The organism is Bacteroides graminisolvens, assembly GCF_963666085.1.
GTDB classification, from domain to species: domain Bacteria; phylum Bacteroidota; class Bacteroidia; order Bacteroidales; family Bacteroidaceae; genus Bacteroides; species Bacteroides graminisolvens.
On the sequence record NZ_OY762556.1, the window covers coordinates 2,139,111 to 2,161,020 of the forward strand.

General features: G+C 40.8%; 17 protein-coding genes. 16 read left to right on the forward strand and 1 reads right to left on the reverse strand.

What is annotated here, in order from left to right:
* Nucleotides 1-153: 153 nt before the first annotated feature.
* From ACKPCE_RS08815 to ACKPCE_RS08825, 3 genes are read left to right on the forward strand one after another with little or no spacing between them, the layout of a single operon-like run.
* Nucleotides 154-1,353, forward strand: a complete 1,200-nt coding sequence (locus tag ACKPCE_RS08815; RefSeq protein WP_276993034.1) for a pyridoxal phosphate-dependent aminotransferase — start codon at nucleotides 154-156, stop codon at nucleotides 1,351-1,353.
* Nucleotides 1,354-1,360: 7 nt separating this feature from the next.
* Nucleotides 1,361-2,341 carry an acyltransferase family protein gene (locus ACKPCE_RS08820; protein WP_319504884.1) on the forward strand — a complete coding sequence of 327 codons (981 nt, stop codon included), beginning with the start codon at nucleotides 1,361-1,363 and terminating at the stop codon, nucleotides 2,339-2,341.
* A gap of 1 nt (nucleotide 2,342) precedes the next feature.
* Nucleotides 2,343-3,587 carry an ABC transporter permease gene (locus ACKPCE_RS08825; protein ID WP_276963225.1) on the forward strand — a complete coding sequence of 415 codons (1,245 nt, stop codon included), beginning with the start codon at nucleotides 2,343-2,345 and terminating at the stop codon, nucleotides 3,585-3,587.
* Between the two features lie 11 nt (nucleotides 3,588-3,598).
* Here ACKPCE_RS08825 and ACKPCE_RS08830 read toward each other — a convergent pair whose 3' ends face one another.
* Nucleotides 3,599-4,771, reverse strand: coding sequence for a glycosyltransferase (locus tag ACKPCE_RS08830; RefSeq protein ID WP_276993026.1), 1,173 nt, complete (start codon nucleotides 4,769-4,771; stop codon nucleotides 3,599-3,601).
* 235 nt (nucleotides 4,772-5,006) lie between these two features.
* Between ACKPCE_RS08830 and ACKPCE_RS08835 the strand changes: the two genes are divergently transcribed.
* From ACKPCE_RS08835 to ACKPCE_RS08895, 13 genes are all read left to right on the forward strand, one after another.
* A complete protein-coding gene (locus ACKPCE_RS08835; protein ID WP_319504885.1) occupies nucleotides 5,007-6,212 on the forward strand; it encodes a TlpA disulfide reductase family protein in 1,206 nt (401 codons plus the stop codon).
* Between the two features lie 122 nt (nucleotides 6,213-6,334).
* A complete protein-coding gene (locus tag ACKPCE_RS08840) occupies nucleotides 6,335-9,535 on the forward strand; it encodes a SusC/RagA family TonB-linked outer membrane protein (RefSeq protein ID WP_319504886.1) in 3,201 nt (1,066 codons plus the stop codon).
* A gap of 11 nt (nucleotides 9,536-9,546) precedes the next feature.
* The gene (locus ACKPCE_RS08845; protein WP_319504887.1) at nucleotides 9,547-10,971 is read left to right on the forward strand and encodes a SusD/RagB family nutrient-binding outer membrane lipoprotein; all 1,425 of its coding nucleotides are present in this window, start codon (nucleotides 9,547-9,549) and stop codon (nucleotides 10,969-10,971) included.
* Nucleotides 10,972-11,138: 167 nt separating this feature from the next.
* Nucleotides 11,139-11,576 (forward strand): DUF8440 family protein, encoded by a 438-nt coding sequence (locus tag ACKPCE_RS08850; RefSeq protein ID WP_319504888.1) that lies wholly within the window; start codon nucleotides 11,139-11,141, stop codon nucleotides 11,574-11,576.
* A gap of 584 nt (nucleotides 11,577-12,160) precedes the next feature.
* Entirely contained in the window at nucleotides 12,161-12,577 is a 417-nt protein-coding gene (locus ACKPCE_RS08855) for a DUF8440 family protein (RefSeq protein ID WP_319504889.1), read from the forward strand.
* 119 nt (nucleotides 12,578-12,696) lie between these two features.
* Complete coding sequence (locus tag ACKPCE_RS08860) at nucleotides 12,697-13,509, forward strand: MotA/TolQ/ExbB proton channel family protein (protein ID WP_027318160.1); 813 nt, start codon at nucleotides 12,697-12,699, stop codon at nucleotides 13,507-13,509.
* A 25-nt stretch (nucleotides 13,510-13,534) separates the two neighbouring features.
* Nucleotides 13,535-14,140, forward strand: a complete 606-nt coding sequence (locus ACKPCE_RS08865) for an ExbD/TolR family protein (protein WP_024997308.1) — start codon at nucleotides 13,535-13,537, stop codon at nucleotides 14,138-14,140.
* Nucleotides 14,141-14,154: 14 nt separating this feature from the next.
* Nucleotides 14,155-14,811, forward strand: a complete 657-nt coding sequence (locus ACKPCE_RS08870; RefSeq protein ID WP_319504890.1) for an ExbD/TolR family protein — start codon at nucleotides 14,155-14,157, stop codon at nucleotides 14,809-14,811.
* Between the two features lie 21 nt (nucleotides 14,812-14,832).
* Nucleotides 14,833-15,648, forward strand: a complete 816-nt coding sequence (locus ACKPCE_RS08875) for an energy transducer TonB (protein ID WP_319504891.1) — start codon at nucleotides 14,833-14,835, stop codon at nucleotides 15,646-15,648.
* 2 nt (nucleotides 15,649-15,650) lie between these two features.
* Nucleotides 15,651-16,592 (forward strand): PstS family phosphate ABC transporter substrate-binding protein, encoded by a 942-nt coding sequence (locus ACKPCE_RS08880; protein WP_319504892.1) that lies wholly within the window; start codon nucleotides 15,651-15,653, stop codon nucleotides 16,590-16,592.
* A gap of 23 nt (nucleotides 16,593-16,615) precedes the next feature.
* Nucleotides 16,616-18,040, forward strand: coding sequence for a tetratricopeptide repeat protein (locus ACKPCE_RS08885; RefSeq protein ID WP_319504893.1), 1,425 nt, complete (start codon nucleotides 16,616-16,618; stop codon nucleotides 18,038-18,040).
* 233 nt (nucleotides 18,041-18,273) lie between these two features.
* A complete protein-coding gene (locus ACKPCE_RS08890) occupies nucleotides 18,274-19,218 on the forward strand; it encodes a glycyl-radical enzyme activating protein (protein ID WP_319504894.1) in 945 nt (314 codons plus the stop codon).
* Nucleotides 19,211-21,907, forward strand: a complete 2,697-nt coding sequence (locus tag ACKPCE_RS08895) for a pyruvate formate lyase family protein (protein ID WP_319504895.1) — start codon at nucleotides 19,211-19,213, stop codon at nucleotides 21,905-21,907. Before ACKPCE_RS08890 ends, ACKPCE_RS08895 begins: the two co-directional genes overlap by 8 nt.
* Nucleotides 21,908-21,910 lie beyond the last annotated feature (3 nt).

The window sequence follows — 21,910 nt, forward strand, 5'->3', positions numbered from 1 at the left end:
TATGCAGCTCTGAGAACACAAAACTTCTATAAGGAATTTAATTGCAGCATTTTGTTAAGTATTTGTTTGTTTGGTTAGTCTCTAAACTCTATCTTTGCAGCTTCGAATATAGTATTTTGTTAATAGTCATTCGTAATATATAATAAAAAAACCATGCCAACAATTTCAATCCGCGGTATAGAGATGCCTGCATCTCCTATCAGAAAACTCGCTCCGCTGGCAGATGCTGCCAAACAACGTGGAGTGCATGTATTTCACCTGAACATAGGTCAACCCGATCTTCCAACTCCTCAGGCCGCGATTGATGCGATACGTAACATTGACCGCAAGGTGTTGGAATACAGTCCGAGTGCAGGTTATAGAAGCTATCGCGAAAAATTGACTCATTACTACAAGAAATTCAATATCAATCTTACTGCAGACGATATCATTGTTACCACAGGTGGATCGGAGGCTGTTCTTTTTGCTTTCCTGTCATGCTTGAATCCCGGTGATGAGATTATTGTTCCCGAGCCTGCTTATGCCAATTACATGGCGTTTGCCATCTCTGCGGGAGCCAAGATACGTACCATTGCAACCACTATTGAAGAAGGCTTTTCATTGCCAAAAGTCGAGAAGTTCGAGGAGTTGATCAATGAACGTACCAAAGGGATTTTAATTTGTAATCCTAACAATCCTACCGGTTATTTGTACACTCGTCGGGAAATGAACCAGATACGCGATTTGGTGAAGAAGTATGATTTGTTTCTATTCTCGGATGAGGTTTATCGTGAATTCATCTATACCGGTTCGCCTTATATTTCAGCTTGCCATCTGGAAGGCATTGAAAACAATGTAGTACTCATTGATTCGGTTTCCAAACGTTATTCGGAATGTGGAATCCGCATTGGTGCGTTGATTACAAAAAACAAAGAGGTGAGAGATGCCGTGATGAAGTTTTGCCAGGCACGTTTAAGTCCGCCCCTGATTGGTCAGATTGCTGCTGAGGCTTCACTTGATGCTCCCGAAGAATACTCACGCGAAACGTATGATGAGTATGTGGAACGACGTAAATGTTTGATTGACGGCTTGAACCGCATCCCCGGTGTTTATTCGCCCATCCCGATGGGGGCATTCTATACGGTGGCCAAGTTGCCGGTTGATGACTCCGATAAGTTTTGTGCTTGGTGTCTTTCTGATTTTGAGTACGAAGGGCAAACCGTATTTATGGCTCCGGCATCGGGCTTTTACACCACGCCGGGTTCTGGATATAACGAGGTGCGTATTGCCTATGTGCTGAAGAAAGAGGACTTGACTCGTGCACTTTTCATTTTGCAGAAAGCGTTGGAAGTATATCCGGGTAGGGTAGAGTAATCATTTTATGTACAGTTACGTTTCGTTAGCCAAGGGATTTGGAATTTTGTTGGTAATAGCCGGACACTTTACAACAGTGAAGTATGCCCCCGGTTTTTATAATGCATTCAGAGACTGGATTTATGCTTTCCACATGCCTTTGTTCATGAGCTTGTCGGGGTTTCTGTTTGCTTATTCGCTGAAGCGTTCTTCCGGGCAATTGCCTTTTTGGAGTTTTGTCCGTAAGAAGTTTACCCGACTCATGGTACCTTATTTCTTTGTGTCTGCCGTGATTGCACTCATTAAGTGGTACTTTCCCAAGGGACGAATTGTGAACTATAGATATCTCACTGATTTGCTGTACATGAATGTGGGGGGAGTAGCCGTATTTTTGTGGTTCTTATACGCCCTGTTTCTTATATTCCTCATTGCAGCGGTCTTTGTACAGTTTAAACGTGGACACATGGCCATGGGATTAGTGGCGTTACCCCTTTTCTTCATGACCCTGCCCGATACGTTTTTTCTGTCGTACGTCAAAGTCTATTTGCTTTATTTCTGGCTAGGCATGAGTTTGTTCATGGCTGCTGATAAAAAGGTCTTGCACCTTTCACTCAAGGAGATGTGGGTTGCACTGCTTTTATTTATACCCGTTTATGCTTGTCGCACGATGGGACACGATGGCTTTCTTCGTAATTTGGAGAACCTTTTATGTGGTACTTTATGCAGTTACGCCGTTATTTGCTTCTGTAATTACCTCAATCGTTATACTTCTATCATTCAAAAGAGTATCTTGCATGTGGGTAAACAGAGTGCAGCTATTTATCTGATGCACATGGCGGGAGTTTCGCTGGTTTGTGTATGGTATGAGAAGTTGGCTGTCTTTACTCCTCTAACTTATCTGGTTGCATTGATTGTGGCTGTGATTATGGGGGTGGGGCTCTCTTTGCTGGCAAACAAATACCTTGTTTCTTCAAACAAATATGTAAATTGGCTCATGGGAGGAAATTGATATGAATCTGCCTTTATTTTTGTCTAAACGAATATACAGAGATACATCGGATGGGAAACAGGTTTCCCGCCCGGCGGTTCTTATTGCCATGATTGGCATTGCCATCGGACTGGCTGTGATGATTATAGCTGTGTCTGTGGTTATCGGCTTCAAAACAGAGATACGCAACAAAGTGATTGGTTTCGGGTCACACATACAAATCAGTAATTTTGATGCGGTTCGTTCCTACGAAACTCGTCCCGTGCTGGTTAATGACAGCATGATGGCTGCGTTGTCTGACTATGAGGAGGTAAAACATGTGCAGCGTTACAGTACCAAACCCGGTATGATAAAGACCGACGACGCCTTTCAGGGAATGGTGCTCAAAGGGGTGGGACCCGAATTTGATGCTTCTTTCTTTCGTGAGCATTTGCTGGAGGGTGAAATTCCCATGTTCAGCGATTCGGCTTCGTCTAATCAGGTCGTTATTTCAAAAACGTTGGCCAATAAGTTGCACCTCAAGTTAGGTGATAAGATATACACTTATTATATTCAGGATGATGTGCGAGCCAGACGCCTTACTATTAAAGGCATTTATCAAACAAACTTCTCGGAATATGATAACCTGTTTCTGCTTACGGATATCTGCATGGTGAATCGTCTCAACGGATGGGAAAAGGGGCAGGTTAGCGGTGTGGAAATAGCGGTGAAGGATTATTCCAAGTTGGAAGAAACAACTTACCGGATTGCTGCCGATACGGATAATCAGTTGGATTATATGGGAGGGGTTTATTATGTTAGAAACATAGAGCAACTCAACCCTCAAATATTTGCCTGGCTTGGTTTGCTGGATCTCAATGTGTGGGTTATATTGATTTTGATGGTAGGTGTAGCCGGGTTTACCATGATATCCGGACTACTGATCTTAATCATTGAACGAACCAATATGATTGGGGTGTTAAAGGCTTTAGGGGCCAACGACCTTACTATTCGCAAAGTATTTCTCTGGTTTTCAGTGTTTCTTATCGGCAAAGGGATGCTGTGGGGAAACCTTATCGGACTGACTTTTTATTTCATACAGATGCAGTTTGGCGTTTTCAAACTTGATCCGGAAACCTATTATGTTGACACCGTGCCTGTTTCATTTAGCTTGCTGCACTTCGTCTTAATAAATGTAGGAACCTTACTGGCAGCCGTGCTGATGCTACTGGGTCCTTCATTCCTTATTACTAAGATCAATCCGGCAACATCTATGCGTTACGAATAAAGAAGGTAGTTTTATCTTCTCATAAAGTCGCTCTTACCTCTGTAAAGTCTGTACAACTTGACCTTGAAGTTTTGCAAGGGCAGCAAAAGGTCGAATAACGGGAGAGTCAGATAATACTTCCAGTCTTCACCTTGCTCTTTAGCCGTGCGGTTGATAATAACTGCTTGCATGACCTCGCGTATCATCCAGAGTAAAAAAGCCAAGCCGGCTACCAACCAATGGAAATTAAGTATAGCCAATAGGGTAGTGCCTAAAAACAAAGCATGAAAAAGCAGTCGGCTCATTGTTTCCAGTCCGTTCACGGCCTGTTGACTACCTTTGTAATATCTTGATGTAGCTATGTAGCTGATCTTTTCTTCTATCCAGTCCTTTCTCCACTCAACAGGCTCTAGTCTAACGGTGGCATCGAGGGCGGTTTCAACTTTGGTATTGAATCCCTTAGCAACTTGATTGATAAATAGATCATCGTCTCCACGTTGTAGGTTCAGGTGTGCCGAAAAGCCTTTTTGTTCAAAGAATAAGGATTTACGGTAAGCCATGTTGCGCCCTATTCCCATGTAAGGACTACCGGCCAGTGCCCAACCCAGATAACGAAGCGAATGAAATAGCGCGTCAAACGATACTAAACGGTTAAACCATCCTTTTGCATATTCATAGCCGTAATAACCTAACACTACATCGGTGCGCGGAGTGAAATTACGTGCCATTAATCGTAGCCACTGATTGCTCACAGGTTTGCAGTTGGCTTCGGTAAACACCAGCCATTCGTGTTTGCTGGCTTTGATTCCCAGCGTAAGGGCCAGCTTCTTTCGGCTGATGTATCGAGAATTCTCGGGTGTGAAGCTATGGTAAAGATGGTCGTATTTTTCTTCCAGGGCCGACAGTAAATCTTCGCTCTCATCGGTGGAACCGTCATTGATTACAATGACTTCATACTGCGGATAATCTTGCTCCAGAACCGCAGGAAGGAATTTCCTCAGATTCTCGGATTCGTTTTTGGCACAGATAATGACCGACAGGGGCGGAAGCTCTTGCGTAAAGTGTAACTCTCCGCTCTTCAAGGCTTTATTGCGTGCATGAATACGGTTGTACAAACCGAAATAATAAAAGGACTGAATAATCAGTACCAACAAGGTTGCCGAAAGCAGAATCACCTCGACACTATTGAATGCAAATGCTTCCATGTATATATGAACTGTTTTTTGTGTCGCAAAGGTACATGTTTTTTCCTTTTGCAGGAAATAAAAACATAAAGAGGTTTTCAGAAAACATAAAGAGGTTTTTAAAAAAGACAGTTATGTTTTCAAAAAACCTCATTTTAGCATAAACTGGCTATAATAATACCTAATTTGTGCTATATGGCGTTAGGTTCATTGATTGTATCTTTGCACCAGATAAAGGATAATAATAATGATTCGCATGAGAAAACTGTTTTTAGCATTGCTGTTTGCCTCGCCGTTTATGGCCTCAGCACAGAATAAAATTACATTAAAGCCCGGTAAATGGTATGCCGAGTTTGCTGCTCAGACAGCGGCTATTCCTTTTGTTTTTGAAGTAACCAATACCGCTTCGGGTACTGAGGTGACTCTCATCAATGGCAAGGAATGGGTTGAATTGAAAAAAGTTGTCTACAAGGGCGACAGCGTATATATTTCAATTGAGGATTACGATACGCAATTGAGCGCGCGTTTTGAGGGTGATAAGCTGAAAGGAGTTTTCAAACGTTTGTTTGCCCATGCAGATGCAGGCGTACCGTTTGAGGCATATCACGCTGATCGTGCTAGGTTTGATACCAAAGGAAAAGCGGATTATTCACTTCAGGGGAAGTGGGATGTTGTTTTCCAGAGCGAACAGGGCGATAAGAAAAACGTAGGTATCTTCAATGAAGAAGGTGGCTTGCTGACCGGTTCTATCTTAACAAATTCAGGTGATTTGCGCTTCCTCGAGGGGGTAACGGATGCAACGGGATTTCGCCTTTCAGCGTTTGCCGGACTAAGTCCTTATCTGATAGAAGGTAAATTCCTGGATGCCAACCATTTTGAGGGGTATTTTATTACCGCCAAGGGGCGTCAGTCCATTAAAGGAGTACGTAACCAACAAGCGGCACTTTCGGATCCTTACCGCCTCACGCAACTTCGTGACGGTTATACATCTTTGAACTTCAAATTACCTAATTTGAAGAATCAGTTGGTGTCGTTGACCGATGACAAATACCGCGGTAAAGTAGTTGTGGTGTCTATCTTAGGTAGCTGGTGTCCCAACTGTTTGGATGAAATGTCTTTCCTTTCTCCCTGGTACAAGGCAAACAAAGAGCGCGGTGTTGAAGTCGTGGGCTTGGCTTTTGAACGGAAAACTGAACCTGCTTACGTGCAGAAGGTGCTTTCCAATCTCATCAACAAGCATCAAACAACGTATGACATACTTGTAGCGGGAAAGATTGGTGATGATAAGAAAGTTCTTCCCGAAATTGACGGATTGAAGAGTTATCCCACCACCATTTTTATTGATAAAAAAGGGAATGTACGCAAAATACATACCGGTTTCAATGGCCCTGCAACCGGTTTGTTTTATGATGAGTTCAAGTCGGAGTTTAACAAATTAGTAGACGAGTTATTGGCAGAGTAATTCATTAACATAACCTTATTTTTTCATTTGTTCTGAATTGTGCCACACAGGTACAACAGCCCTTCCTATACCCTGACGGATGAGGCGGGCTGCAATAGTTACAACTTAAAATTTAATCAGTCATGCAGTATTTAAACTTACATATCAAAAAGATTCTGGGTCTGGCTTTCTTCCTTTCCATAGGCTTGTTTGCCATACAAGCTCAAGCGCAGACCGTTATTCACGGTGAAGTCAAAGACGTACAGCAAGTGGGTATTCCCGGTGTTAGCGTAGCATTGAAAACTTCCGCCACTACGGCAGTGGTAACCATTAGTGATATCGATGGTAAATTTACCATTAACAGCAACTCTACTTATCCGGTCACCATCGTCTTTAACATGGTAGGCTTCAATACCCGCGAGGTAGTTGTGACCCGTCCCGGTCAGCCACTGGTTGTTACCTTGGAAGAGAACATTCGTCAACTCGATGAGGTAGTGGTTACTGCTTTGGGCATTTCTCGTGAAAAGAAATCATTAGGCTATACCACGCAAGAGCTCAAGAGCAATGAACTCTCTAACACGAAAGAAACAAACTTGCTGAACAGCCTGTCGGGTAAAGTAGCCGGAGTACGTATCACTAATTCGCAAGGTGATATGGGTTCTTCACGAATTGTTATTCGCGGTGAGACTTCCATAGCCGGTAATAACCAGCCACTTTTTATTGTTGATGGCATTCCGGTTGACAATTCTCAATTGAATGCCGGCGGAGCCACGCGTGATTTCCGTAATGCTATAGCCGATTTGAATTCAGAAGACATTGAATCAATCAGTGTTCTCAAGGGACCCAACGCGGCTGCTTTGTATGGGTCACGTGCTGCACATGGAGTTATCCTGATTACAACAAAAACAGGTAAAGGTCAGAAAGGCTTAGGCGTAAGCGTCAATTCGGGCATTAGTTTTGCTACGGTAGCAACCCTTCCTGACTTTCAGAATGTATTTGGTCAGGGATCTAACGGTAAGTTTAGCTATGTAAACGGTAAAGGTGCCGGTGTGAATGATGGTGTGGATGAAAGCTGGGGACCCAAAATGGATGGTCGTCTTATTCCTCAATTCTATTCAAACGGAGAAGCGGTTCCTTTTGTAGCGCATCCGGATAATGTGAGAGACTTTTTTAAAACGGGAGTGACGTATGACAACGGTATCTCTATAGCCGGTTCGGACGGTAAATACGACTTCCGTTTGGGAGCCAACAACCAAACCCAAAAAGGTACAGTGCCCAATACGGAAATAAAGAAGAACAATTTTAGTTTGAACGCCAACTACCAACTAACAGATCGTATAAAGATAGGAGCTACCGCCAATTACATTGTGACCGATGCTCCTAACTTGCCGGGCGGTCCTTCGGGCGGGCGTGCTGCAGGTGTTATGTTGCAGTTTCTCTGGTTTGGCCGTCAGGTAGATATCAATGAACTGAAAAACAACCGCAATGTAAACTGGAATAACAGTTATTACAGCAATCCTTATTGGAATGCTTACTACAATACAACTAGTCAGCAGCGCAACCGTTTGATTGGTGATATTCATCTCGAAGCTCAGCTGGCACCGGGTCTTGATTTTCGCTTCCGTTCGGGAACCGATTATTATAACGACCGTCGCAAGTATAAAATTAAGTACGGAACCAACGGTACACCTTTTGGTTCGTATGCGGAAGATGGATATACAATCAGTGAAAACAATACGGAGGCTATTTTGCATTTCACTCGCAATTTGACTAGTGATTTTAGCCTTGACGCGTTAGCCGGTTTCAATGTGCGTAACCGTACTTACGAGAACAATTATCAGAAGGCACCCCGTTTGGCAGTCCCTGATTTGTACACCTTAACCAATTCACGCGATGCATTGACCTCTTCCAACTATTATTCAAAGTTGAGAGTTTACAGTGGTTTTGCTTCTGCTCAACTGGGTTACAAAGGTTATGCTTTTGTCAATGTAACGGCACGTAATGATTGGTCGTCAACTCTGCCAAGCAGTAATCGTTCGTACTTTTATCCTTCTGTGAGTGCCAGTTTGGTTCTTTCCGAAGCTTTTCATTGGAAAAGTGATGTGCTCGACTTCCTTAAAATCCGCGGAGGATGGTCGGAAGTAGGTAGTGATGCCGATCCTTATCAGCTGGCAACGGTCTATGACTTTCAAACTGCCTATGACGGGAATCCCATTCAGACTTCATCTAAAAAGAAACTGAATCCCGACTTGAAACCGGAAACAACCCGTTCTACTGAATTGGGACTGGAATTGAGTCTTTGGAGAAACAGAGTTCGTTTGGACCTAGGGTATTACAACACCAACAGTTTTAACCAGATTCTGGAGATCAAAACATCTGCCGCAAGCGGATATACTTCGCAATTGCTCAATGCAGGTAAAATAAACAATAACGGTATAGAAGTACAGTTAGGTCTGGTTCCGGTTAAAACAGCTAAGTTCAGTTGGGATGTCGATTTGAATTATGCACGCAATAACAGTGAAGTGAAAGTGCTGGATTATGACGGACAGATTCAAAATTACACCATTGGTTCGTCGGGTGGAGTAGAAGTACTGGCTTCGGTTGGTCAGGCTTACGGTGCCCTATACGGCACGGCATACTTGCGTGACGATGCCGGCAACATTGTAGTTGGTGCCAATGGTTTACCAAAAGCCGATCCTCAGAAACGCGTGTTAGGACACTTCACTCCCGATTGGTTAGGAGGTATCTCTAATACGTTGACTTACAAAAATATCAGCCTATCATTTCTTATTGATGCAAGTATAGGTGGAAAAATATTCTCAGGAACCAACCGTACGGGTAATTACACAGGCGTACTGGCACAAACCATGACGGGACGCGATGCTGAACATGGGGGACTGTATTATTACTATCCGGGCAATAGCACCGCAAACGGTAAACAACTGGCTAATGGCGGGGTTGCACCTAACGGAGAAACGGTTTACGAAGACGGAGTTGTCTTTAAAGGCGTTTATGCTGACGGAACCGCTAATGCAACTGTTATTAGTGCACAGGAGTACTATAAAGCGTCGTACAACATTAGTGAAGCTTACATCTATAGTGCTTCATTCGTGAAACTGCGTGAAATAAAGTTGGCATACAACTTCAACAAAGCGCTAATAAAGAAAATCGGTTTACAAGAGGCCACTATCTCTGCAGTAGGACGAAACTTATTCTTCCTCTACAAAGATGCACCCAATATTGATCCTGAAACAGCGTTCAATACAGGTAATGCGCAAGGACTGGAAAGTTTGTCGCTGCCTACCACGCGTACCATCGGTTTCAATCTTAATTTCAAATTTTAAAACGTACACTCATGAAGAAGAATATAGTAGCAGCTTTTGCATTGGTCTTTGCACTTGCTTCTTGCAACAGCCAACTCGATGATATCAATACCAACCCTAACGCAACGGAACATCCATTGCCAGCCTATTTGCTTACCGGTACGCTGAAGCAGGGTGCCGATGTGTATTGGGGAGCGGATAACAATTTTAACTCGTCATTGCTTTTTGTACAGCAATGGGCCAAAATTCAATATACAGAGCCCGATCGCTATGACGTGTCTAACACTAGTTTTACAACTCTGTGGAATACAGGATACGCTACCTTGATCACTGATTTGAATACGATTCTTAATTTTACGGATCAAGAGGCACACTCCAATTATAAAGGAGTAGCGTTAGCCCTTCGTTCTTGGGTATTTCAGTTGCTGACCGATGCGTATGGTGATATTCCCTATTCGGAGGCGGGACAAAAAACAACTCCCAAGTATGATGCGCAACGCGATGTTTATTTGGGCTTATTGAATGATTTGAAAACGGCACAGTCACTGTTATCTACATCGGGCGAAAAGATTGAAGGAGATGTTGTTTATGATGGTAGCATTGCTAAATGGAAAAAGTTTGTGAACTCACTGCGTTTGCGCATCGCTCTTCGTATTGCCGATCGTGAATCTGATTTGGCCAAACAAGAAGTGACAGCTGTTGTGGCAGATGCTGCCGGTCTTATTGATAGTAATGCTTCAAATTTTCAATTTATATACACCAGTTCGCCTCAGCAGAATCCGGCTTCTGCCTGGTTTGAAACGCGTGACGACTTTCGTGTATCCAAAACATTGGTCGACAAGCTTAAAGCACTTTCTGACCCACGCTTAGCCGTTTACGCCCAACTGCCTACGGACGAAAGCGTTACCACTTATGTAGGAGCAGCCAATGGCTTGTCAAACAGCGAAGCGAACAATCAGGGCTTTGCCAAGACATCCAAACCGGGAACTTATTTTCTGACTTCAGAATCGCCTGCGGTTATTTTAAGCTATGCAGAAGTTCAATTTTCCTTGGCTGAGGCTGTAGCAAGAGGCTTTATTTCGGGCAATGCCGATACCTATTACAAAGAAGGTATAGCCGCTTCGTTGAAGCAATTTGGTGTAACCGATGCCACAGTGATTGCAACCTACTTGTCGCAACCGGCTGTTTTATACAATGCAGCAAATTATAAAGAATCTATCGGATTACAAAAATGGATCGCCTTCTACGGACAAGGGTTGGATGCATTTGCCGAGTGGCGCCGTCTTGATTATCCGCAGTTAACTGCAGGTGTATCTACCGTACTCGATGGCGAGATGCCTTCTCGTTTCTTCTATCCCGGCACCGAGCAATCATTGAACGGAATTAACTATCAGTTGGCAGTGTCCAGTCAGGGCCCCGATTTACTTACCACGCGTCTTTGGTTTGATGTGAATTAGAGAGAGTATATATTGTTAAGTGCAAGGACAGGCAATCGTTATCGGAACGGTTGACCTGTTCTTTGTGCTTTTCAGGAAGTATGTTGTTAGCGTTAACTTGAATTAAACAAAAAGACTTGCTCACTGATGACATTATTTCAATAATCATTTGTACTTTTGCCCCGAATATGAGTTCCAAGTTTAAAGCCATATTATTGTTAGCTCTCTTTGCTGTACTATTTCTTGCAGCAGGAGATCAGATCAGCAAGGCGTCGTCTTGTCATGATCGTGTTTCCTCTATGGAGGTGCACCCTAACTATGATCAGGAAGATACTTCGGCACATTTATCGGTTGCATCCGATTTGCAAAACTCATCTCATTCTACCTATGAAACATCTGCTGCTGGGGGTGATTGGAACGTGTCCAAAGGCATTCTTTCTCAGAATAGCACTTTTATTGGTATAAGTTTCCAGAAATTTTATAAATCTGCACTAACAATTCTGGCTATTCGCCAGCTCGATACTTTGCTGACTCAACGCAAGAGTACCCTCTTAAATACCAATAATAAATTTATCAGGCAGGGAGGTAACTACTATATTTATACCCTGCGACACATCCTTATTTAGTTTCCGATTTATTTTTCATTTCGTGCAGCCTGTCATTATTGATGGGCATACTCTTCGTATATCCATTTGTGTTAACTCAAAAATATTACTTTTTCGCTGTGATAGCGGGAATTAGTCTGTTATGAAGAAGCGGGAGTGAAGTATAACGTGTGTCTAATAATTAGTTTTGAAGATTCATCCCGCTTTCATAATAAGTGTTTTTTTTAGTTTATATTGGCGTACATTTAGCGTGATGTTAAGTGTACGCTTTCTTATATAACTTGTTCTTCTCTTCTCATTGTTCAGCTTGCCACTGTTGAATTGATGCTTGAAAACAAGATCTACATAAAGTCATAAAAATGAAACATAGTATTGATCGCTCCAAATTCATTCAGTGGGGCAATTGAATCAAAGAATGCTCAGTCTGTGTCTCTAGAGTTGGTTTAAGTGTACTTTTATTGCGAATAGCTTATGCTATAGTTAGTTTTTTGTGATAACTAAATATACCTTTATTCAGACTTAAAAGATGTAAATAATGAATTTTGTATTAATATACTTCGTAATTTTGCCCATGAAAATCCGAATTGCTAAAAGTGATGAAGTTTATGCTTAGGTGTCTTTTGTTAATTGCGTTGCTGGTACTTCCTTTGAGTGCTGGTGCAAATACTGTATGTGCAGTACATGCATGCAATGAAGTAGCTGAATCGTTTTCATCGGAGGATGAAAGTGCTAGCTTATATTCATCGCTGAATATGGATATGCTCTATAAAACACTGACCGTATCATATGCTGATTTAAGTATAAAAGGAGTTTCAGAATCTCTCTTACATGCAAATCATTATCGTGCACGTCGTGCTGCTGAGTATCTTAGTGCGATAAGAGATTTATTATTGCATTTGAGTATTAGAGAAAATCAGTTAGTTACTGACAGAAGCAAATTATTCTACTCAAATACCTCACACCATTGTCTTTCAGGTGTGTGCGATTATTACGTCTACCTCTTAAGACGAATTCTTATTTAGTTTCAAGACTTTTTTATCTCTAATATGTTTAGCAGGCTTGTATTATCTTGTCTGCTAGGAGATATTATGCTTATCAGAATTATTTTATTTTTAAACATATCTTTTTATACTTACACATTATGGAAACTAATCAAAAAAAAGCTTATTCATTTACAGGTATTAGATCTGCAGGTTTGGTAATTATCTTCTGCTTTATAATTGCAGTATGTATTTATCAGTTCTTATTAGGTAATCCGGCTAACTTTATGAACAATGATCCTAACAATCACCCTCTACCAGGAAATTTTTTAGGTACTATTTATAAAGGTGGTTTTATTGTTCCGATTATTCAAACCTTGTTACTTACAGTACTTGCGTTAAGTATTGAACGTTACTTTGCTCTTCGTTCTGCTTTTGGAAAAGGTTCTCTTGTGAAGTTCGTTAAGAATATCAAAGAAGCTTTGACAGCAGGTGATCTTAAAAAGGCTCAAGCTATTTGTGACAAACAAAGAGGTTCTGTTGCAAATGTAGTTACGTCTACACTTCAGAAATATGATGAAATGGAACGTGATGCGACTCTCTCTAAAGACCAAAAACTATTGGCTATTCAAAAAGAGCTGGAAGAAGCTACCGCTTTGGAACTGCCAATGATGGAACAAAATTTACCTATTATCGGTACTATCACGACTTTGGGTACTTTGATGGGATTGCTTGGTACGGTTATCGGTATGATTCGTTCATTTGCTGCTTTGGCCGCTGGTGGGGCTGCTGATTCAATGGCATTATCGCAAGGTATTTCTGAAGCGTTAATAAATACAGCGTTCGGTATCTTAACAGGTGCTTTAGCAGTAATAGCCTATAACTATTATACTAATAAAATTGATAAACTGACTTATAGCCTTGATGAAGTAGGCTTTTCAATTGTACAAACATTTGCAGCAACTCATAAGTAAGAGTTCATTTTAAACGCTTAAAATTATGGGTAGAGCCAAAATTAAGAAAAAAAGTACTTTCATAGATATGACAGCTATGAGTGATGTTACTGTGCTGTTGCTTACCTTCTTCATGTTGACTTCAACATTTGTAAAGAAGGAACCGGTACAAGTAACAACTCCAGCGTCTGTCTCTGAAATTAAGATCCCTGAAAAGGACATCTTGCAAATATTGGTAAATCCCGATGGCAAGATCTTTATGAGCTTGGATAAACAAGCTGATTTAAAAGCTACTTTAGAAGGGATGGGGCAAGAGTATGGTATTACATTTTCTCCGGAACAAATAAAGAAGTTTATGGTTTCAACTACATTTGGTGTACCAATCAAAAGTATGAAAACATATCTTGATTTACCGGCAGAGAAACAAGATGCCGTGCTAAAGAATGAAGGAATTCCTTGTGATAGTGTAGATAATCAATTTAAATCATGGGTTAGGAATGCACGTCTGGTTAATTCCGAATTGCGTATTGCTATCAAAGCAGATGAGTCAACTCCCTATTCGGTAATTAAGAAGGTTATGAATTCACTTCAGGATCTCAGAGAGAATCGATATAACTTGATTACTTCGTTGAAAACAACTTCTGAAAATTAAAAATCGAATAAACTATGAGTGCTGAAGTACAAAAGAGTGGCAATAAAAAGAAAGGCGGAAAGGGTAAGCAGAAAAAAATGACCGTACGTGTCGATTTTACTCCTATGGTTGATATGAACATGCTTCTTATTACTTTCTTTATGTTATGTACCTCGTTGAGCAAACCTCAAACGATGGAGATAAGTATGCCAAGTAATGATAAAGATATAACTGAAGAACAACAAACTAAAGTAAAAGCCTCACAGGCTATAACTTTACTGTTAGGAAGTGATGATAAGTTATATTATTACGAAGGCGAACCAAACTACAAAGATTATTCTTCTTTGAAAGAGACATCTTACAAACCCGATGGAATTCGTTCTTTATTGCTTAAACGTAATAAAGAAGCTGTACGTAAGGTTAATGAGCTGAAACAGAAAAAGTTGAATATGGAAATATCAGAAGAAGAATATACCCAACAGCTCAGTGAAATAAAAAATGGTAAAAATACTCCGGTTGTTATCATTAAAGCTACTGAGAAATCAAAGTATGTAAATCTTATTGATGCGCTTGATGAAATGCAAATATGCAGTATAGGTAAATATGTGATAGTTGATATTACTAGTGGTGACGAATTCTTGCTGAAGAATTTTGAATCAAGAGGTGGACTTTCACAAAATGTAGCTGATTAACACCTAAAATTAAAGTAAAAAATGGCAAAAATTGATTTGACATCTTCTGAGTGGTGTGAGCTGATATTTAATGGCAAGAATAAAGCCTATGGTGCATATAAAATGCGTGGAGATTCTTCTAAACGTCATAATATGGCTATGATTATTGTTGTCGTCATTGCTTTGATTGGTTTTAGTATACCAACTTTGATACGGTTGGCTACTCCTAAACAGAAAGAGGTGATGACGGAAGTAACTGCTTTGTCGCAATTGGAAGAACCCGAAGTTAAGCAAGATGAAATGAAAAAAGTAGAACCTGTGGCTCCGCCACCTCCTGCTCTGAAAAGTTCTATCAAGTTCACTGCCCCAGTTATAAAAAAAGATTCTGAGGTAGCTGATGAAGATGAGATTAAGAGTCAGGAAGAGTTAACACAGACTAAGGTAAGTATTTCTATTGCTGATGTTAAGGGTAATGATGAAGCTAATGGTAAAGATATTGCAGACTTGAAACAGGTAGTTACACAAGCTCCTGTTGAAGAAGAGAAGGTTTTTGATATGGTTGAGCAGATGCCAACTTTCCCCGGAGGACAAGCTGAGTTGCTCTCTTTTATAGGGAAGAACCTTAAATATCCTACTATTGCACAAGAAAACGGAACTCAGGGTAGAGTTATCTGTCAGTTTATCGTAGGGAAAGATGGTACGGTGCGAGATGTTCAAGTCGTTAAATCTCTTGATCCATATTGTGATAAAGAAGCGATTCGAGTTATTCGTTCTATGCCAAGATGGATTCCTGGTAAGCAAAACGGTAAACCCGTTACAGTAAAATATACAGTACCTATTACATTTAGATTGCAGTAAATATGAAGAAACAGTTTTGGCTTGGCACTTTTGCGCTTGTTATGTTAATTTCAGCGTGTAATAATAAACCGAAAGACGGTTTTACGGATACTTATACTTCAGGGGTAATTGCTATTGCTGCAGATGAAAGTTTCCGGCCAATTATACAAGAGGAAATTGATGTTTTCGAAGGTACTTTTGCCTTGGCTGGAATTGTTCCCAAATTTACAACAGAAGTAAATGCTATTAATCTTCTGCTAAAAGATAGTGTACGTTTGGCTATTGCTACACGTACACTATCGGCGGAAGAAATGAGTTCGTTCCATAGTCGTAAGTTTTTTCCTCGAGAAATAAAATTGGCAACGGATGGTTTGGTTCTGATTATTAACCGAGCCAATAAAGATTCATTAATTAGTCTGCGTGATATAAAACGTATGCTGACTGGTGAGGTGAAAACCTGGAAAGAAATTTACCCTTCTTCATCTTTAAAAAACATTCAAGTTGTATTTGATAATAAAAACTCAAGTACGGTTCGTTTTGCAGTAGACTCTATCTGTAAAGGCAAACAACTTTCAAAAGATCTGAAAGCTTTGAATAATAATCAAGAGGTTATTGATTTTGTTGCTCAAAACTCCCATGCAATAGGGGTGATAGGAGTTAATTGGTTAGGTAATCGGAGTGACACAACGAATTTATCATTCAGAAACGAAATCAGGGTAATGTCTGTGAGCGAAGACGATATTGCAACGAAGGATAATAGCTATAAACCTTATCAAGCTTATTTGTTTTATGGTGATTATCCGTTAACTCGTAGCATTTACATTTTACTCAACGATCCTCGCAATGCTTTACCTTGGGGATTTGCGTCTTTTCTAACATCAGATAAAGGACAAAGGATTATATTGAAATCAGGCTTAGTGCCTGCTACCCAACCAGTACGTGTGGTAGATATTAAAGATGAATAACATAATAACTTAAATACATAGTAATGAAAAGACTTTATATTTTTTTATTAGGACTTTTTTTAGCCGCCGGTACACCTTGGGCGCAGTCGGCCGATAACGATTGGCAAAATCGCTTGGATCGTATAAAAGAATTAATTACGACTAATCCACAACAAGCTTCAGATGAGTTGGGGCAACTTATTAAAGGGAAGAATAAAAAAGATCCTGCATTACTTGTTGCTGTCGCTCGTGTTTATTTTGATGCGATGCAGATAACTGAGGCTCAGAAATACGTTGAATATGCCAAAAAAGTAAATAATAAATTTCCAGGTATATATGTACTTGAGGGCGATATTGCACTAACAAAACAAGATGCTGGGGCTGCATGCCAGTTCTATGAGCAGGCCATATATTTTGATTCAAATTGCAAGGAAGCTTATTTAAAATATGCTCAAGTATATAAGGATGCTAGTCCCGAACAAGCTATTGACAAACTTCTTCAATTAAAGGAGATGGCTCCTGATTATTTACCGGTTTATAAGGCTCTTGCCAATATCTATTATAGTCGTAATCGTTTTTCTCAAGCTATAGAAGCTTATTCATCTTTCATTCATACGACCGAGGCCAAGGAAGATGATATGGTTAAATATGCATTTGCGTTATTTTTAAACCATGATTTTGAAAAGTCACTAGAAGTAGCACGTATGGGCGTAGAGAAAAATGCAAAAAACACTACTTTCTACCGCTTGATAATGTATAACCTTACTGATTTAAAGAAATATGATGAAGGGATTGTGGCTGCTGATTCTTTCTTCAATCATCCAGAAAAATCAGACTTTACTTATTTGGATTACATGTACTATGGTCACCTGCTCAGTGAAAGTAAAAAATATAATGAGGCAATAGTTCAATATCAGAATGCCTTGAAACTTGACACTACAAAGACCGATTTGTGGAGAGAGATTTCATCTTCTTATGAGAACCTAAACGATTATACAGGCTCTATTGAAGCTTATACAAAATATTTGAGTTTACAACCTTCGGATAAACAAACACCGGATTTACTATTTCAATTAGGTAAGCTATATTACGGTGAAGGAACTACAAAATCAGTAAGTAGTGCTGATAAAATGACAAGTTTACAAAAGGCTGATTCTGTATTTACAATTATTACCCAGAAAGCTGCTGATAGTTATTTGGGCTATTTTTGGCGTGCGCGAACTAACTCGGCGTTAGATCCGGAAACAACTCAAGGGTTAGCGAAGCCTTACTACGAGTCGGTAATTTCATTGTTGGCTAGTAAGAATGAAGCTCGTTATAATTCTGTTTTAGTAGAATGCTATAGTTATTTAGGATATTATTGTTTAGTTAATAATGCTATAGCTCGATCAAAAGAATATTGGAATAAAATATTGACTATCGACCCTACTAATGCTACTGCAAAGAAAGCGCTAGAAGGCATCAAATAGGAATTTTTAGTTGTTTATCGTTGTTAATGAAAAGGTTGTTTTAGAACAGCCTTTTCTTTTTTGTGTTGGGGTGATCCATCTTTATGCTTCAGATTTTCAAAAAGAGATCAGGCATATGGAGTGGCTCTCGCTATATTTACTTGGCGTATACATAAGCTTTTCATTTGAATATAATTTCTTTTTTCTTAATATTTTTTGTTTATCTTTGAAGCGTTAAACTTCAAATCAGTCTCATGAAAATAAATAGCGTCTGTTTAGAAGAAAGTAAAAGCTCACCCGGCATCAGAGTCTTTGATATAGCAGAGCTATCCCGTTATGATGGCCCGGGTATTCGTACTGTGGTATATTTGCAAGGATGTAATGCCGGTTGTGAATGGTGTCATTCCCCTCATTCCCAATCATCGGTATCGCCGCTCATGTTCCTCTCTTCTCTTTGTACCGCTTGCCACCGTTGTGTTGATGCCTGCAAACAAGGTGTACATAAATTCATAAATATGAAACATTGCATTGATCGCTCCAAATGCATTCAGTGCGGCAATTGTATCAAAGAATGCCCAGCCAGTGTTTCAGGAGTTAGCGGAAGTGCGCTTTCATTACCAACGGCTTATGCAACGGTTGATTCTTTATGGGAACAAATATACCCTTACTTGCTTCTGACAAAAAAGAGCGGAGGCATTACTCTTTCGGGTGGAGAGCCATTGTTACAGCCTCAGGCGTCCATTGAGTTGCTGCGTCGTTGCCGTGAGGCGGGTATTCATACCTCCGTTGAAACCTCTGGATTACTACCTGTCACTATTTACCGTAATGTTGCTCCTTTGGTTGATACATGGATGTTTGGCATGCGTGTCATTACCGGTAAAAACCATCCTCGCCATGATGATCACATCAGGCAGGTGATGACCGAACTGGCCAAACACAAATGTAGTATATTGCCTCGAATTCCTATGGTACCGGGGTTCTATGATTGCGATGATGTATTGCACAGCATTCTGTCCCTTTTACAGCAATATCATATTGACTCTATTTATTTGAATCCTTGGAATCGGAATTTTGATGTAAATTATTACAATAGTGGAATTCCATTGAAAATGGCTGTTCCCTCTGCTCGTGAAGTTGCAACTTGTGAATCAAAAATAGTTTCCTTTTTTACTCACTTTAAATTTGATCTGTATGAATAAACCAGTTTTTAAAACTGATTGGGACCGCCAGACAAGTCCCAGAGTACGTAACCTGTATGACACCCTGATCCGAAAGGCGTTGGGAGACCGTTCTGCGGAATGGTTTACTCAAGAAATGTTTGATGATGTCATTAAGAGCAATTCTTCTTCGGATGATAAATATCCGTTGTGGAAATCTATTGAAAACTGTTCTGTCATCGTGAGAAGAGCAGTTGCCATTGATCGTATGTTAAAGGCCATGACTGACCCAAAGTGTAGTGAAAGTACACATACAGCCGTTATTCTGCCGGGAGATTTGTTATTGGGAGTGATGCCCATGGGATCAAACGGACTGGGTAAAATGTTTCCTCGCTTTCTGACAGATGATGAATTGCGTGCCGGTTCTATTACTAATCGTAATGCAGCATCTCTTTTTGGTCATAACTCCATGGATTATGCCGAACTGTTGCATGACGGATTGAAGAAAAAGATTCAGGCATGTTCAGCCAAATTGGATGAGTTGGCCCCGCTTATAACTCGTGGAAAGATAACGGTTAAGAAATTGTATGATAGGTACGAAGATGAAAAGGACAATTCCCCCGATTCTTCCGAAACAGATGAATTGCTGAGAAAGCTCAGACTAGAAGAAGGAAAGCTTATCAGTATGAAAAAGAAGTTTGATTTCTACTGGTCGGTAAAGCTCGCTTGCAAAGCTGTAGTCGATTATGCACGGCGTTTTGCCGTGTTGGCCGAAAGAGAAGCCGAAGCCAACCCCGATCGTAGAGACGAACTCCTGGAGTTAGCTCGCATTGCCCGGAAAGTACCTTATTTGCCGGCAGATACTTTTCACGAGGCTATGCAAAGCATTTGTTTTTTTCACATAGCATTGCATGCATCCATGAACTTTATATCATTGGGCAGACTGGATCAGGTACTTCAACCGTATCTGGATAAAGCCGGTAGTCATAATGAAAAGTTCAGCCCTCTTGAAATCTTCGAGTGTTTTATTTTAAAGTGTGCCGGTCGTTTGAATTTAACATCCAAATACCTGGTACAACAAGATCATGTTGACTATGCCACAGTCTTGGGTACTCACCCTTATTACATAGATCAGAAGGCAGGAGTGAACAATTTCCTCCAAAATATTATTGTGGGTGGTAAAAAGCCCGACGGTACTGATGCGACTAATAGTTGTACCTTCCTGATTCTTCAAGCCATTGAAAATTTGAATCTTCCTGCTCCGGGCATTTATGTACGCTTGCATAAAAACAGTCCGGATGAGCTTTTCCAGAAAGTAGCCCAGTCCATATACCAAACCAAGAATAACCCTTCTGTGTTGAATGATGAGATTATGATTCCCGCCATGTATAATGCATTGATGCAGGACGAAGAAAATACGGATGAAGCAAAAGCTACTATGATGGCATTGGCTAACGATTACTGTGTTGACGGATGTTGGGAACCTATTCTTAATGGAAAGTCCGATTGGACTTTTGGCATGATGGTAGGTATGCAGGCTGTTGAATCGGCATTAAATCAAGGTGCTTCTTTGAAGAAGGACGATGAATTGTTTCGTGGAGCCAAGGTATCACCGCGCACTCCCGTGCCTCAAACCTTCGAAGAACTGATGACTTATCTTAAAACGCACATGCAGTTCTTTGTTGATCAAAGCGTGATGGGACTTTTCATGTATTATATGATTGACGAGAATGCTGCGCCTTCTCCTTTGTTCTCTGCTTATCTGGAAGGATGTATGGAAAAAGGACGAGATAAGGCCGCCGGAGGTGCCAACCACAATATTGGCGGATTGGTATTGGGCTCTGTTCCCGATATGGTGAACCAATTGGCAGCTTTGCGCCGATGGGTTTTCAATGAGAAAAAATATACGTTAAGTGAGGTTTGTGAGGCGATCAAAGAAAACTTTGCAGCTGATGCATCGGCTTCATTACCTGATGATAAGAAATTGCTATATGAACGGATTCGTGCCGACTTTGATACCAACTCGCCTAAGTTTGGGAACAATGACCCGGAAGCAGATGAGTTGACTTGCAGAATACTCGATATCTTCTATCAATGTGTACAAAGCTCTGCCAAGTTCGGGAAATGGCTATTCCAAGACGTGCATCCCGAAAGAGAATGGCGCAAAGTGGCTGCACTGCGCAGTTTGGCCGGATACTATGGATTGCCATTGGGTATGACCTACGATATTCGTATGAAGATTACTGCCGGATTGGGTACTTTTGAACAGTACAACTGGCAGGGAAGAGGCATGGCGGCTTCGGCCAACCGACTGGATGGTATGCCTATTGCACCCAATTTTTCTCCGGTGCCCGGTACAATCAATCAAGGCATCATGGGCACCATCAGTTCACTTTCCAAGTTTAATCTGAATCGTTTCGCAGCAGGTGTAATCACAGATATCTGCCTGAAAGACGAGAATGTAACCCCCGAAGTTGCAGAGCAAGTGGTGCGTGAGTTTGTTGGTCGGGGAGGAGGCATGATGACTATGGCTATCGGAACCGTCGGCTTATATAAAGAAATATACGAGGTAGCCAAAGAATCGATGTTGCTTCCGGAGAAAGAAGCTGCTGCTTTGCTGCTTCCTTATGCTAACGTAAATGTACGTATTGGCGGTTGGCAAACTCCGTTTGTAACCTTACCACTCGATCACATGGAAAATTACATTCTCCGGCCCGTTGGAGTGTTATAATCA